This window comes from Pseudomonas sp. ATCC PTA-122608 (assembly GCF_001952855.1).
Lineage (GTDB): Bacteria > Pseudomonadota > Gammaproteobacteria > Pseudomonadales > Pseudomonadaceae > Aquipseudomonas.
On sequence record NZ_LPNO01000006.1, the window covers coordinates 149632 to 163465 of the forward strand.

At 59.8% G+C, this 13834-nt stretch carries 10 protein-coding genes, 4 tRNA genes and 1 pseudogene; 7 read left to right on the plus strand and 8 right to left on the minus strand.

The annotated features are described in order from the left end of the window. Positions 1-85: 85 nt before the first annotated feature. The 5 genes from tig to AU074_RS07855 form a co-directional block, all read right to left on the minus strand. A complete protein-coding gene (gene tig, locus AU074_RS07835; RefSeq protein ID WP_076014238.1) occupies positions 86-1396 on the minus strand; it encodes a trigger factor in 1311 nt (436 codons plus the stop codon). Positions 1397-1798: 402 nt separating this feature from the next. Beyond that, a tRNA-His gene (locus AU074_RS07840) sits at positions 1799-1874 on the minus strand. An 83-nt stretch (positions 1875-1957) separates the two neighbouring features. Continuing rightward, positions 1958-2042: transfer RNA gene (locus AU074_RS07845), tRNA-Leu, on the minus strand. Between the two features lie 55 nt (positions 2043-2097). Beyond that, positions 2098-2173 (minus strand) — tRNA-His (locus AU074_RS07850). 32 nt (positions 2174-2205) lie between these two features. After that, positions 2206-2282, minus strand: a tRNA-Arg gene (locus tag AU074_RS07855). A gap of 230 nt (positions 2283-2512) precedes the next feature. Between AU074_RS07855 and folD the strand changes: the two genes are divergently transcribed. Beyond that, a complete protein-coding gene (gene folD / locus AU074_RS07860) occupies positions 2513-3367 on the plus strand; it encodes a bifunctional methylenetetrahydrofolate dehydrogenase/methenyltetrahydrofolate cyclohydrolase FolD (protein WP_076014239.1) in 855 nt (284 codons plus the stop codon). A gap of 209 nt (positions 3368-3576) precedes the next feature. Then, complete coding sequence (gene pbpG, locus AU074_RS07865; protein ID WP_076014240.1) at positions 3577-4509, plus strand: D-alanyl-D-alanine endopeptidase; 933 nt, start codon at positions 3577-3579, stop codon at positions 4507-4509. Between the two features lie 45 nt (positions 4510-4554). On the opposite strand, the gene AU074_RS07870 is transcribed toward pbpG, so the two are convergent. Then, entirely contained in the window at positions 4555-5184 is a 630-nt protein-coding gene (locus tag AU074_RS07870) for a peptidase C39 family protein (RefSeq protein WP_076014241.1), read from the minus strand. A gap of 262 nt (positions 5185-5446) precedes the next feature. Here AU074_RS07870 and AU074_RS34145 point away from each other — a divergent pair, with 262 nt between their 5' ends. Beyond that, entirely contained in the window at positions 5447-5608 is a 162-nt protein-coding gene (locus AU074_RS34145; RefSeq protein WP_173860366.1) for a hypothetical protein, read from the plus strand. 4 nt (positions 5609-5612) lie between these two features. Here AU074_RS34145 and AU074_RS07875 read toward each other — a convergent pair whose 3' ends face one another. After that, positions 5613-6023 (minus strand): hypothetical protein, encoded by a 411-nt coding sequence (locus tag AU074_RS07875; protein WP_076014242.1) that lies wholly within the window; start codon positions 6021-6023, stop codon positions 5613-5615. 216 nt (positions 6024-6239) lie between these two features. On the opposite strand from AU074_RS07875, the gene AU074_RS07880 reads away from it, so the two are divergent. The 4 genes and pseudogenes from AU074_RS07880 to AU074_RS34425 all read left to right on the plus strand — a co-directional run. Then, the gene (locus AU074_RS07880; RefSeq protein ID WP_076014243.1) at positions 6240-9461 is read left to right on the plus strand and encodes an efflux RND transporter permease subunit; all 3222 of its coding nucleotides are present in this window, start codon (positions 6240-6242) and stop codon (positions 9459-9461) included. After that, on the plus strand, positions 9451-10617 hold the full coding sequence (locus AU074_RS07885; RefSeq protein ID WP_076014244.1) for an efflux RND transporter periplasmic adaptor subunit: 1167 nt from the start codon (positions 9451-9453) through the stop codon (positions 10615-10617). Before AU074_RS07880 ends, AU074_RS07885 begins: the two co-directional genes overlap by 11 nt. After that, entirely contained in the window at positions 10601-12037 is a 1437-nt protein-coding gene (locus AU074_RS07890; RefSeq protein WP_076014245.1) for an efflux transporter outer membrane subunit, read from the plus strand. The genes AU074_RS07885 and AU074_RS07890 overlap by 17 nt, the downstream gene beginning before the upstream one ends. Before the next feature lie 228 nt (positions 12038-12265). After that, positions 12266-12355: pseudogene (locus AU074_RS34425) on the plus strand (outer membrane lipoprotein carrier protein LolA); the annotation flags it as partial. 18 nt (positions 12356-12373) lie between these two features. Here AU074_RS34425 and AU074_RS07900 read toward each other — a convergent pair. Beyond that, positions 12374-13657, minus strand: coding sequence for a Zn-dependent hydrolase (locus AU074_RS07900; RefSeq protein ID WP_076014247.1), 1284 nt, complete (start codon positions 13655-13657; stop codon positions 12374-12376). Between the last annotated feature and the right edge of the window lie 177 nt (positions 13658-13834).

Consider the following 13834-nt stretch of genomic DNA (forward strand, 5'->3'; position numbering starts at 1 on the left):
AGTTACTCCCAAATAGTCATGTCTTGAATACGCATAAGCCAGCGCGAGGCTGGCTTATGGGTGTATTTTCAAACGAGTTGAGCGATCAGTCGGCTTGTGCTGCTTCAGCCGGCTTGACTGCTTCTTCGTAAGAGACCGCTTTATCGGTCACCTTAGCCTTCTGCAGAACAGTATCCACAACTTGCTCTTCCAGCACAACCGAACGCACTTCGTTCAGCTGCTGGTCGTTCTTGTAGTACCAGGACACAACAGCCTCAGGCTCCTGGTAGGCAGAAGCCATTTCCTGGATCATTTCGCGAACGCGGGTTTCGTCAGGCTTGAGGTCGAATTGCTTGACCACTTCAGCCACGATCAGACCCAGTACAACGCGGCGCTTGGCTTGCTCTTCGAACAGCTCGGCCGGCAGTTGGTCAGGCTTGATGTTGCCACCGAACTGCTGAACAGCCTGCACGCGCAGACGATCAACTTCGTTGGACAGCAGGGCCTTAGGCACTTCGATCGGGTTGGCGGCCAGCAGACCGTCCATCACCTGGTTCTTGACCTTGGATTTGATCGCCTGACGCAGCTCACGCTCCATGTTCTTGCGAACTTCGGTGCGGAAACCTTCGATGCCAGTTTCCTTGATGCCGAACTGGTTGAAGAACTCTTCGTTCAGTTCTGGCAGCTTAGGCTCGGAAACAGTGTTGACGGTCACGGTGAACTCGGCGGCTTTGCCAGCCAGGTCCAGGTTCTGATAGTCAGCCGGGAAAGTCAGGTTCAGAACGCGCTCTTCGCCGGCTTTGGCGCCAACCAGGCCGTCTTCAAAACCAGGGATCATGCGGTTGGAACCCAGCACCAGCTGAGTGCCTTTGGCGGAGCCGCCAGCGAACACTTCGCCGTCAACCTTGCCAACGAAATCGATGTTCAGCTGGTCTTCGTTCTGGGCAGCGCGATCGGCCACTTCAAAACGAGTGTTCTGCTTGCGCAGGATTTCCAGCATGTTGTCCAGATCGGAGTCAGCAACATCAGCGCTCAGGCGCTCGATGGCGATCGAATCGAAACCGGCAACTTCGAATTCAGGGAACACTTCGAAGATTGCAACGTATTCCAGATCCTTGCCTGCTTCCAGGGACTTAGGCTCGATGGAAGGCGAGCCAGCCGGGTTCAGCTTTTGCTCGACAACGGCTTCGTAGAAGGAAGCCTGGATCACGTCACCTACTGCTTCCTGACGTGCATCAGCACCGAAGCGGCGCTTGATTTCGCTCATTGGCACTTTGCCTGGACGGAAACCAGCGATCTTGGCCTTTTGGGCAGTCTGCTGCAGACGCTTGTTGACCTGGGTCTCGATGCGCTCGGCCGGCACGGTGATGCTCATGCGGCGCTCAAGAGCAGAAGTATTTTCAACAGAAACTTGCATGGATATTCCTCGTTGCACAGACGTTAGCTGGCCGTTTCCGACCCCAGAATCAAGGGCATGCATTCTAGTGGGTCAAACTCAAGAAGTCACCCTACTGAAAACGGGTAAAAAAACAGCGGGCAATTTATAGGTACGAATGCACGAGTGCAGCTCGCCCCGGTAGCAAATACATCCCATCACGCCAGGGCTCTGCGCCAACCCTTCTATATATAGAAGCAGCTGCCAATCATCTCCCTGACAACCGACCCTGCGGACAAGGCCAGCGAGCAGTGCGGCATCATCGCGAAACATAAATACGACGAAACGCCCTGCCCTTGCAGCCCAGCACCTGCGACTGCGTTAAAACTCAAACCGCTGAAACAAAAAAGGCGCCAGACTATTAATCTGGCGCCTTTCGAAATATGGGGTGGACGAAGGGGATCGAACCCTCGACAACGGGAGTCACAATCCCGTGCTCTACCAACTGAGCTACGCCCACCATATTGCGTGACCAAAAAGCCCGTCAAAATGGCTATTTGTTGAGCCTCAGGAAAGCCAGCAGGCTTTTCATGAAGCTTTATTTGGTGCGGATGAAGAGACTCGAACTCTTACACCTTGCGGCGCTGGAACCTAAATCCAGTGTGTCTACCAATTCCACCACATCCGCGCTTGAAGCTTTTAAAGCAAAGGCGCCAGACTATTAATCTGGCGCCTTTTAAATATGGGGTGGACGAAGGGGATCGAACCCTCGACAACGGGAGTCACAATCCCGTGCTCTACCAACTGAGCTACGCCCACCATATTGCGCTACTTGTGCCAAAGCTGCCTAATGGCGCACCCGGCAGGACTCGAACCTGCGACCATCCGCTTAGAAGGCGGATGCTCTATCCAGCTGAGCTACGGGCGCCTTATTAATCTGTACTCTTGGAGGATTACAAACTAACCAGTGCTAGGCTGTGCCCGACAAGTGCGACGAATAGTATAGATGCACCCGAAACCCGTCAAATCCTTTTTATAAAAAATTCATTTTATTTAAGGGGTTAGGGGAATTTGCAGACCAAGCGCCTTTGCCCTCGCGCCATGGCATGCGAGAATGCGCGCACTTTTCTTCCCCCTCTCGATGGTTAATCACGCGTAATGACTGCACAACTTATCGACGGCAAATCAATCGCCGCCAGCCTGCGCCAGCAGATCGCCAAACGAGTCGCCGAGCGCAGCCAACAAGGCCTACGCACGCCGGGCCTCGCGGTGATCCTGGTCGGCAGCGATCCTGCCTCTCAGGTTTATGTCTCGCACAAGCGTAAAGACTGTGAAGAGGTCGGCTTTATCTCAAAAGCCTACGACTTGGATTCCGACACCACCCAGCAGGCCCTCACCGACCTGATCGACAGCCTCAATGACGATCCGGCCATCGACGGTATCCTGCTGCAACTGCCATTGCCCGAGCACCTGGACGCGTCGAAATTGCTTGAACGCATCCGCCCGGACAAAGACGTCGACGGTTTCCACCCTTATAACGTCGGCCGCCTGGCCCAGCGTATTCCGCTGCTGCGCCCGTGCACTCCGAAGGGCATCATGACCCTGCTGGAAAGCACCGGCGTCGATCTGTATGGCCTGGATGCCGTCGTTGTCGGCGCATCGAACATCGTCGGTCGCCCGATGGCCATGGAACTGCTGCTGGCCGGCTGCACCGTGACCGTCACCCACCGTTTCACCAAGGACCTGGCTGGCCACGTTGGCCGCGCCGACCTGGTAGTGGTTGCTGCCGGCAAACCCGGCCTGGTCAAGGGTGAGTGGATCAAGGAAGGCGCCATCGTTATCGACGTAGGCATCAACCGCCAGGACGACGGCAAGCTGGTGGGCGACGTGGTGTACGAAACAGCCCTGCCCCGCGCCGGATGGATCACCCCGGTACCGGGTGGTGTTGGCCCGATGACCCGCGCCTGCCTGCTGGAAAATACCCTGTACGCAGCCGAAACCCTGCACAGCTAATAACCAGCTGCTCTGAAAAAGCCCTGCCTTATCGCAGGGCTTTTTATTGGCCGGATAAAAAGTACTTTTTTCTTAGTTTTTAAGGGCTTTCATCTGTTTTCAGATGAACATTCGACAGTTTCTGATCCATACTCCTAAAATGTAACGGCATTTATCAGAAAGTCCGTGCAAAACGGTATATCCCTACTTTTTTTAGCGAGTTCATCCGCGTGAAAATTCATCTTTCCATCATCAGCCTATTTTTTGCATTTACAGGCACCTTCGCGAACGCCGGCGAAACCACTATGGCCCCCCGCGACATGTCCACCCTGCACATCGCCTCCGGCAGTGCGATGGTGGTAGACCTGCAGACCAACAAAGTCATCTATGCCAGCAACCCGGATGTCATCGTGCCGATCGCCTCAGTCAGCAAACTGATGACCGGCCTGATCGTCCTGGAAGCCAAGCAGAACATGGATGAATACATCGACATCAACATCAAGGACACGCCGGAGATGAAAGGCGTGTTCTCCCGGGTCAAGATCGGCAGCGAGATGCCGCGCAAAGAGATGTTGCTGATTGCCCTGATGTCCTCCGAAAACCGCGCCGCCGCCAGCCTGGCCCACCACTACCCGGGCGGCTACCCGGCCTTTATCGCGGCGATGAACGCCAAGGCCAAGGCGCTGGGCATGACCAGCACCCACTATGTAGAACCCACCGGCCTGTCGATCCACAACGTGTCCACCGCCCGCGACTTGAGCAAGCTGCTGGCCGCCGCGCGCAAATACCCGATGCTCAGCCAGCTGAGTACCACCAAGGAAAAGACCGTCTCGTTCCGCAAGCCCAACTACACCCTGGGTTTCTCCAACACAGACCACCTGATCAACCGCGCCAACTGGGACATCAAGCTGACCAAGACCGGCTTTACCAACCAGGCCGGCCACTGCCTGGTGCTGGTGACCAGCATGGGTAATCGCCCGGTGTCGCTGGTGATCCTCGACGCCTTCGGCAAGTTCACCCACTTTGCCGATGCCAGTCGCATCCGCAGCTGGGTCGAGACCGGCAAGAGCGGCTCGGTGCCGGACGTCGCCTTGCGCTACAAGGCTGACAAGAACCTGAAGAACCGCCCACGGGCGAACGTTCAGGTGACCGAGTCGCGCTGACAGCTAAATAACCCCATAAAAAACGGCGCCCTTGAGCGCCGTTTTTTATTTGGCCTGACTGGCCAGCGTCTTGACCGCCTGAGCCGCGGCCTGCTCCTGTCCGGCCTGGGCCGTGGCGCTTGCCGCCTGCTGCCAGCGCTGGGCGTCGACCTTGACCGGCAACTGGGTGGGCCGCTGAATCAGTACCGCCCACTTGCCGCCGTCTTTCCACGCCGACTCAAACGCGCTGAAATTCATCGGCATGCGTCGCTCCAAGCCCGAACGCAGCAACACCATGCTCTTCTGCTTGTTGTAACCCACCACCACGACATACCGCGGCCCGGCCCAGAAGGTCGAGCCCTGGGTGATACGCGCCATCACCGGGTACCCAGCCGCGACCTGTGCCAGCAGCGCCGGCAGCTGACCTTCCAGCGGATACACCAACATCCCGTATTCACGGGCCAACACCTGCATGTTGCGCTCGAGGTCCGCTTCGGCGCCCGGCAAATGCAGAGGCTTATCCAATAGCCCCGGTGTAATCACAATGCCTTGTTGGGACAGCATGCTGGCCAGAGCGGCCGGGCCACCGAGGTAAGTCTCGCCGCGAAACGCCGGCACGCCCTTGAGTTCGACGCTCTCCGGCAGGCCCGGGATGCTCGTGGGTTTAGGGTGCGAGGTGCAGGCCGCCAGCCCCATGAAACAGGCTGCGACCCACCAGGAGGTTTTAATGTTCGAGGGAAACCGCAACTTCTTCACTCACTTGATCAACTGCCGACATGGGCCCTGATCATAGGACGCTCAGGGGCGCGGGTATAGCCTTGTACCGCAGTAAAGGGCCCGCCATAGAGCAAACAAGTTGGATGCACACGACCATTGGTCAATAGCAGGCAACCTGCGGATAGCTAGACTGTCCATTGAGAAGACAGTGTGTGCCCCGTACCGGGCAAAGGAGGCACTTATGAGCCTGACAACAACGATTCTACTTTTGATCTGTGGCTGGCTGGCCGTCGCCGCCGCCATGCTTTGGGGCGTGATGCGCGTGACCCGCCGGCACCATCACCCACAGGTAAAACCCGCAGCGCCCGACAACCTGCACAAACCTGCCGGGCACCACGCCTGACGCCTTAGCCAGGCATGCAACTGAAGTCATCGGTCTGCGCCACTTCCTTGCCGTGGCCGTCCTTCAACTCGGCACGCACCGTGGTACCCAGACTGGATTCCACCAAGGTGTAATGTTCACCGGCCTTGAAGTTGCCGTAAGTAACATGCCCGCGACAATCCTGCTGATTGTCATCCCCCGCCTCTTCTTCAAACAAGGTGACATCCAGGCGATGGGCTCCAGGTTTCACTTCGAAGTAGCGGCCATCATTAATGTTTTTACCGTCTACCCGCTCGGCCATCAGGTCGTTGGGCGCCTCCTCTTGCAGGCCGATCCAGGCTTCGCTCGGGTCCGCCTTCGGCATCGGGCCGGCACACGCCGACAACAGCAGGACCGCACTCAAGGCCGGGATCAACAACAAGGGTTTAAGAGACATGGCAGAACTCCAAATGGATAAAGAGTGAAGGGGCAAAACAGCTCCCGTTCGATCGGTATCCAGCTTGGTACTGTCACCATTATTGAACAAATGAATACATATGAAAGGATCTTCAGCCGTTAACTAAATCTTCCTTCACCTGGCTGAAAGGTGCGTGTTAGGTGGGTCGGGCAAGACTGCCGGGGTTTGCAATCCCACTCCTTTGGAGGTTACGGCATGCTCGGGCTGGTAAAGACCGCACTGCTCAAGCCCTACACGTTTATCGTGCTGGCAATATTCATCTGCATCATTGGGCCCATGGCGGCCTTGCGTACCCCCACTGACGTATTTCCCGACATTGGCATCCCCGTCGTCGCGGTGGTTTGGCAGTACAACGGCCTGTCCCCGGACGCCATGGCCGGTCGCGTGATCTACACCTACGAACGCTCCCTGAGTACCACCGTCAACGACATCGAACACATTGAATCGCAGTCGTTACCCGGCATGGGCATCGTGAAGATTTTCTTCCAGCCCGGCGTGGATATCCGCACCGCCAACGCCCAGGTAACAGCGGTGTCACAAACCGTGCTCAAGCAGATGCCACCGGGCATCACCCCACCGCTGATCCTCAACTACAGCGCCTCGACGGTGCCGATCCTGCAGATGGCGTTCTCCAGCCCCAGCCTGTCGGAAGCGAAAATCCGCGACCTGGTACAGAACAATATCCGCCTGCCCCTGAGTGCCCTGCCCGGCCTGGCCATGCCCACGCCAATGGGCGGCAAGCAACGCCAGATCACCCTCGACCTCGACCCGCAGGCGCTGGCCGCCAAAGGCCTGTCGGCACAGGACGTGGGCAACGCTCTCGCCTTGCAGAACCAGATCATCCCGGTGGGTACCGCCAAACTCGGCCCCAACGAATACACGATCTTGCTCAACAACAGCCCCAAGGCGATTGACGAGCTCAACGACCTGCCGATCAAGACGGTCGACGGTGCGATCATCACCATCGGCCAGGTGGCCCACGTGCGTGACGGCTCGCCGCCGCAGACCAACATCGTGCGCGTCGACGGCCACCGTGCGGTGCTGATGCCGGCCCTGAAAAACGGCAGCATCTCCACCCTGTCGATTATCGACGGCATCCGCCAGATGCTGCCGCGCATCAATGAAACGTTGCCGCCTTCACTGAAGACCTCACTGCTCGGCGACGCCTCGGTGTTCGTTAAACAGTCGGTGGGCAGCGTGGCCCAGGAAGGCATCATCGCGGCGTTGCTGACCAGCGCAATGATCCTGCTGTTCCTCGGCAGTTGGCGCTCGACCATCATCATCGCCGCGTCGATTCCTCTGGCGGTGCTCTCGGCGATCGCATTGCTTGCAGCCACCGGGCAAACCCTCAACGTCATGACCCTCGGCGGGCTGGCGTTGGCGGTGGGGATTCTGGTGGACGACGCCACGGTGACCATCGAGAACATCAACTGGCACCTGGAACAAGGCAAGGCGGTGAAAGACGCGATCCTCGACGGCGCCAAGCAGATTGTCGGCCCGGCGTTCGTGTCCCTGCTGTGTATCTGCATCGTGTTCGTGCCGATGTTCATGCTGCAAGGCATCGCCGGTTATCTGTTCCGCCCGATGGCGTTGGCGGTGATCTTCGCCATGGCCAGCTCGTTCATTCTGTCGCGAACGTTGGTGCCGACCCTGGCGATGTTCCTGCTCAAGCCGCACGTGCCGGAGCAAGGCCAGGGCCATCACCCGGAAGATGAATTCATCAACCATCACGAGGGCGACCAGCACAAACCCCAGCGCAACGCCGTGCTGCAATCGGTGCTGAATTTCCAGCAGGGTTTCGAGCGTCACTTCTCCAACGTGCGCGACGTCTACCACAGCCTGCTGACCCTGGCCCTGGGTGCTCGCAAGCGTTTCATCGTCGGCTTCCTGGCCTGCATTCTTGCCTCGTTCCTGCTGCTGCCAAGCCTGGGCCAGGACTTCTTCCCGGCCACCGACGCCGGGGCCATGGCCCTGCATGTGCGCTTGCCGCTGGGCACGCGGATCGAAGAAAGCGCCGCAGCGTTTGACCGGATCGAAGCGCGGATTCGCGAGATCGTTCCGGCCGACGAACTAGACACTATCGTCGACAACATCGGCATTCCGCTGAGCGGCATCGACATGGCCTACAGCAGCAGCGGCACCATCGGCCCACAGGACGGTGATATCCAGGTCACCCTGAAAAAAGACCACGCGCCAACTGCTGACTACGTGAAAAAGCTGCGTGAAGCCCTGCCCGAAAGTTTCCCCGGCAGCCAGTTCGCCTTCCTGCCGGCCGACATCAGCAGCCAGATCCTCAACTTCGGTTCACCGGCCCCGCTGGATGTGAAAATCTCCGGGCGCAGCGATGAAGAAAACCGCGCCTACGCCGTGGAACTGGAACGTCGCCTGAAACATGTACCGGGCATTGCCGACCTGCGTATCCAGCAGTCCACCGGCTACCCGTCACTGCAAGTCAACGTAGACCGGATGCGCGCCAACGGCCTGGGCATCACCGAGCGCGACGTGACCAACAGCATGGTTGCGTCCCTGGCCGGCAGCTCGCAAACCGCACCAACGTTCTGGCTGAACCCGGCCAATGGCGTGTCGTATTCGATCGTGGCTGCCACCCCGCAGTATCGCCTCGACAGCCTGCCGTCCCTGGAAGCGCTGCCGGTGACCGGTGCCGATGGGCAGTCGCAAATCCTCGGCGGCGTGGCGACGATTTCACGGGTACAAAGCCCGGCGGTGGTGACCCACTACAACATCGAACCGACCCTGGACCTGTACGCCAACGTGCAGGGCCGCGACCTCGGCGGCGTCGCCAGCGATGTGCAAAAGGTGCTGAATGACATGGCCCCGATGCGCCCCAAAGGCGCGACCATCAGCCTGCACGGGCAGATCGATGCGCTGCATGAAGCGTTCAACGGCTTGAGCTTCGGCCTGCTCGGCGCAGTGGTGCTGATCTACCTGCTGATCGTGGTCAACTTCCAGTCCTGGACTGACCCGTTCGTGATCATCACCGCGCTGCCGGCGGCCCTCGCGGGCATCGTGTGGATGCTGTTCCTCAGCGGCACCTCGCTGTCGGTGCCCGCACTCACGGGGGCCATCCTCTGTATGGGCGTGGCCACCGCCAACTCGATCCTGGTGGTGAGTTTCTGCCGAGAGCGCCTGGCCGAACATGGCGACGCACTCAAGGCCGCACTGGAAGCCGGCTACACACGTTTCCGCCCGGTGTGCATGACCGCTCTGGCGATGATCATCGGCATGTTGCCGCTGGCCTTGTCCGAAGAACAAAACGCGCCGCTGGGACGTGCCGTGATCGGCGGCCTGATCCTCGCCACCACTGCCACTTTGCTGTTTGTACCCGTGGTCTTCAGTTTGGTCCACGGTCGTCACCCTACTCGCGCTGCTGCTGGAGAAACCCCACATGTCGTCTGATCACAAACCCTCGCGCAAGCGTCTGATGTTCATGGGTGTCGGCGGCCTGACACTGGCTGCCCTGTTGGTCGCCAACGGCCTGCACGCCCGTACGATGCATGAAAAATCCGTCACCGCCTGGACCGAAACCGCCGCAGTGCCGCAGGTGCTGGTGTTCCAGCCGAAGCAGAACGCGGCCGGCGACACCCTGCGCCTGCCCGCACACCTGGAAGCCTGGAGCAAGGCACCGATTCATGCGCGGGTCAGCGGTTATCTCAAAGACTGGAAGGTCGACATCGGCACCCAGGTCAAGGCCGGGCAAATCCTCGCCGAGATCGACAGCCCCGACCTCGACCAGCAAGTGGCACAAACCCACGCGCGCATGGTGCAGGAACAGGCCAACGCACGACTGGCGGAAACCACCGCCACCCGTTGGAAAAACCTGCTGGACAGCCATTCGGTATCGCGCCAGGAGGCCGATGAAAAAACCTCCAACGCCCTGGCTGCCAAGGCCAATGCCCAGGCAGCAGAGGCAGACTATGCGCGGCTGTCGGCCCTGGAAGACTACAAGACCATCCGCGCGCCGTTCGCTGGCGTAATCACCGCGCGTAATACCGACATCGGCCAATTGATCAAGGCCGACAGCGACAGCGATCCGGAACTGTTCGACATCGCCGACACCCACCAACTGCGGCTCTATGTGCCGGTGCCGCAGAACTATGCGGCGGTGATTCATCCCGGATTGGCCGCCCAACTGACGGTACCCGAGCACCCCGGCGAACACTTCAGCGCGAAGCTGATGGGCGACTCCACCGCCATCGACCGCCGCTCCGGCACCCTGCTCGCGCAGTTCGTGGCAGACAATCCGGACGGCAAGTTGCTGCCCGGCGACTACGCAGAAGCCACCCTGGCGATTCCGGCAGACACCCATGGTGTGAGCATCCCGGCCAGCGCCCTGATCTTCCGCGCCCAAGGCACCCAGGTCGCGGTTCTGGACGCCAAGAACCATGTGCACCTGCAAGACATCCACATCGGCCTCGACCTCGGCGAGCGCCTGGTCATCGATCAAGGCCTGAAACCCGCCGATCGCGTAGTCGACAACCCGCCCGACGCCCTGCGCGAAGGCGACGCCGTGCAACTGGCCGACGCCGGAGGTGCCCATGCACCCAAGGCTTAAACCCCTCGCAGCCTTGGTGTTGCTGGCGCTGCACGGTTGCTCGTTGGCGCCCACCTACAAGGCACCGACCATTGACCTGCCGGCCAAATACCGCGAACAGACCAGCGACGGTCCGTGGCACAGCGCCCAACCCTCCGACCAACTGGCGCCGAAGTGGTGGCAGCTTTACCAGGACCAGCGCTTGAACGACCTGCAGGAACAACTGCTCAAGGCCAACCCGGACCTGGCGGCGGCGCTGGCGCATTTCGATGCGTCCCAGGCGTATGCCAGCCAGTTGCATGCCGGATTGTTCCCGCAAATCACCGCCAGCGCACAGCCGTTGCGTCAGCGCCAATCGGATTCCCGGCCGCTGCGGGGCGATACCCAGCCTTCGGTGTACAACAGCAACACGGCGGGGTTTGCGCTGAGCTTTGATCTGGATCTGTGGGGCAAAATCCGCAACCAAGTGGCGGCTGGCGATGCGCAGGCCCAAGCCTCCGGGGATGATTTGGCGGTGGCACGCCTGAGCCTGCAGCATCAGTTGGCGACGCTGTACGTGCAGCTCAACGGGCTGGATGCGCAGAGCCGGATTCTCAGCAGTTCGCTGGATGATTTTGGCCAGGCGCTGCAACTGACCCGCAGCCGGTATGAAGGACAGATCGCCTCGGAACTCGACCTGACCCGCGCACAGAATCAGCTGGCTGAAGCCGAGGCCCAGCTTGACGATGTACGCGGTCAGCGCAATCTCACCGAGCATGCGATTGGTGAATTGGTGGGTGTGTCGGCCAGTGAATTCCAGCTGCCGCCGAGCCGGCAATTGATTGCGTTGCCGGGGATTCCGCAACAGCTGCCGAGCCATCTGCTGCAACGCCGGCCGGATATTGCGGCGGCGGAGCGACGGGTGTTTGCGGCCAACGCGAATATCGGCGTGGCAAAGGCCGCGTGGTATCCGGATTTCAGTTTGACCGGGTTGATTGGCGGGCAGACCCAAGGCGTCGGCAACCTGTTCTCGGCGGCCAATCGGTACTGGGCGCTGGGGCCCTTGGTCAACCTGCCGATCTTTGATGGCGGACGGCTGAGCGCCAATGAACGCCAGGCCAAGGCGGAGTTTGAAGAGGCTTCGGCGCACTATCGTAGCCAGGTGTTAAGAGCCGTGCGTGAGGTGGAAGACAACCTTGGGCAACTGCGTGATTTGCAGCAGGAGGCGATGGATGAACAGGCCGCCGCGAATGCTGCGGAGCACACCCAAGCGCTGGCGATGAACAGTTATCAGGCAGGGGCTGTGAGTTACCTGGATGTGGTGACGGCACAGACCGCGGCGTTGCAGGCACAGCGCACGTTGCAAGCGGTGCAGACACGGCAGTTGCAGGCGAGTGTGAGTTTGGTGACAGCACTCGGCGGCGGTTGGAAGCCTGACACAAATCTCGAGCCCACTGGATGATCGTTCCCACGCTCTGCGTGGGAATGCCGCCTCGGACGCTCTGCGTCCAACTGGCGATGCAAGGTTAAAGTCATGCGCAGTGGTGACGCAGAGCGTCACGGGATGCATTCCCACGCAGAGCGTGGGAACGATCGCAAAACCCTGCTGCTTAATACCTCTCAGGATCAGGAATCCATCAATGCCATCGCCGCGCACTTGGCCTTTGAGGTTATAACTGTAGGAGCGAGCTTGCTCGCGAAAAACGTCAACGATTACGCGTACAGCCTTGATGTACGCGGCGCCCTCAGGTTTTTCGCGAGCAAGCTCGCTCCTACAGTAGGTTTCTAGGGCCGTGATTTATGCAGCCAGTTTGCCGCTGGCAATCGCCACCGACGCCGCCACCATCGCCCTCAGCAACACCGCACAGCCCGCCGCCAGATCATCCGGCGCGGCGTTCTCGATTTCGTTATGGCTGATGCCACCTTCACATGGCACAAAGATCATCCCCGCCGGCCCCAGCTCTGCGACGAAAATTGCGTCATGCCCTGCCCCGCTCACAATGTCCATGTTCGACAACCCCAACCCATTGGCCGCATCACGCACGGCATCCACGCAGCCTTTGTCGAAGTACAGCGGCGGGAAGTCAGCGGTGGGTGTCATCTCGAACGTGAGGCCGTGCTTGGCGCAGGTCTCGTCGATTACCTTGCGCACCTGGGCGATCATCGAATCCAGTCGTGCCGGTTCCAGATGACGGAAATCCAGGGTCATGCGCACTTCGCCAGGAATGACGTTGCGTGAACCGGGATAAGCTTGCAGGCAACCGACGGTGCCACAGGCGTGAGGCTGATGACCCAACGCAGCCGCATTGACGGCGGCGACCACAGCAGCAGCGCCTACCAATGCGTCTTTACGCAGGTGCATGGGCGTTGGGCCGGCGTGCGCCTCGACACCGCGTAATTTCAGGTCGAACCATTTCTGGCCAAGGGCGCCCAGCACTACGCCGATGGTTTTCTTTTCATCCTCAAGAATCGGGCCTTGTTCGATATGCGCTTCGAAATATGCGCCGACCTTGTGCCCGCTCACTGGCCGCGTACCGGCATAACCAATAGCATTCAGCGCATCGCCCACGGTCACGCCGTCGGCATCCGTCTTGGCCAGCGTATCGGCCAGGGTGAATTTCTCGGCAAACACCCCGGACCCCATCATGCATGGCGGAAAGCGCGAGCCTTCTTCGTTGGTCCACACCACCACTTCCAGCGGCGCTTCGGTTTCCACTTTCAGGTCATTGAGGGTTCGCAGCACTTCCACTCCCGCCAACACCCCAAAACAACCATCAAACTTGCCGCCGGTGGGTTGGGTGTCGATATGGCTGCCGGTCATCACCGGCGGCAACTTGGGATTGCGCCCCGGCCGGCGGGCGAAGATATTGCCGACGCCATCGATGGTCACGGTACAGCCCGCCTCCTCGCACCACTTCACAAACAGGTCGCGGGCCTGGCGATCGAGGTCGGTCAGGGCCAGGCGGCAGACGCCGCCCTTGGGGGTGGCGCCGAGCTTGGCGAGTTCCATCAGGGACAGCCACAGGCGATCGCGGTTGATGTGCTGATGGGTGGATTGCAGAACGTCTATGGCAGCGTTCATGGGGATCTCCTCAGACAGTAATTCTTATGAATTTGACCAGGCTCTCACTGGCGGACTGCGATCAAAAATGTGGGAGCGGGCTTGCTCGCGAATACGGTGTGTCAGTCGCCAGATGTGTTAGCTGAACCACCGCCTTCGCGAGCAAGCCCGCTCCCACATTTGATCGCATTGCACATC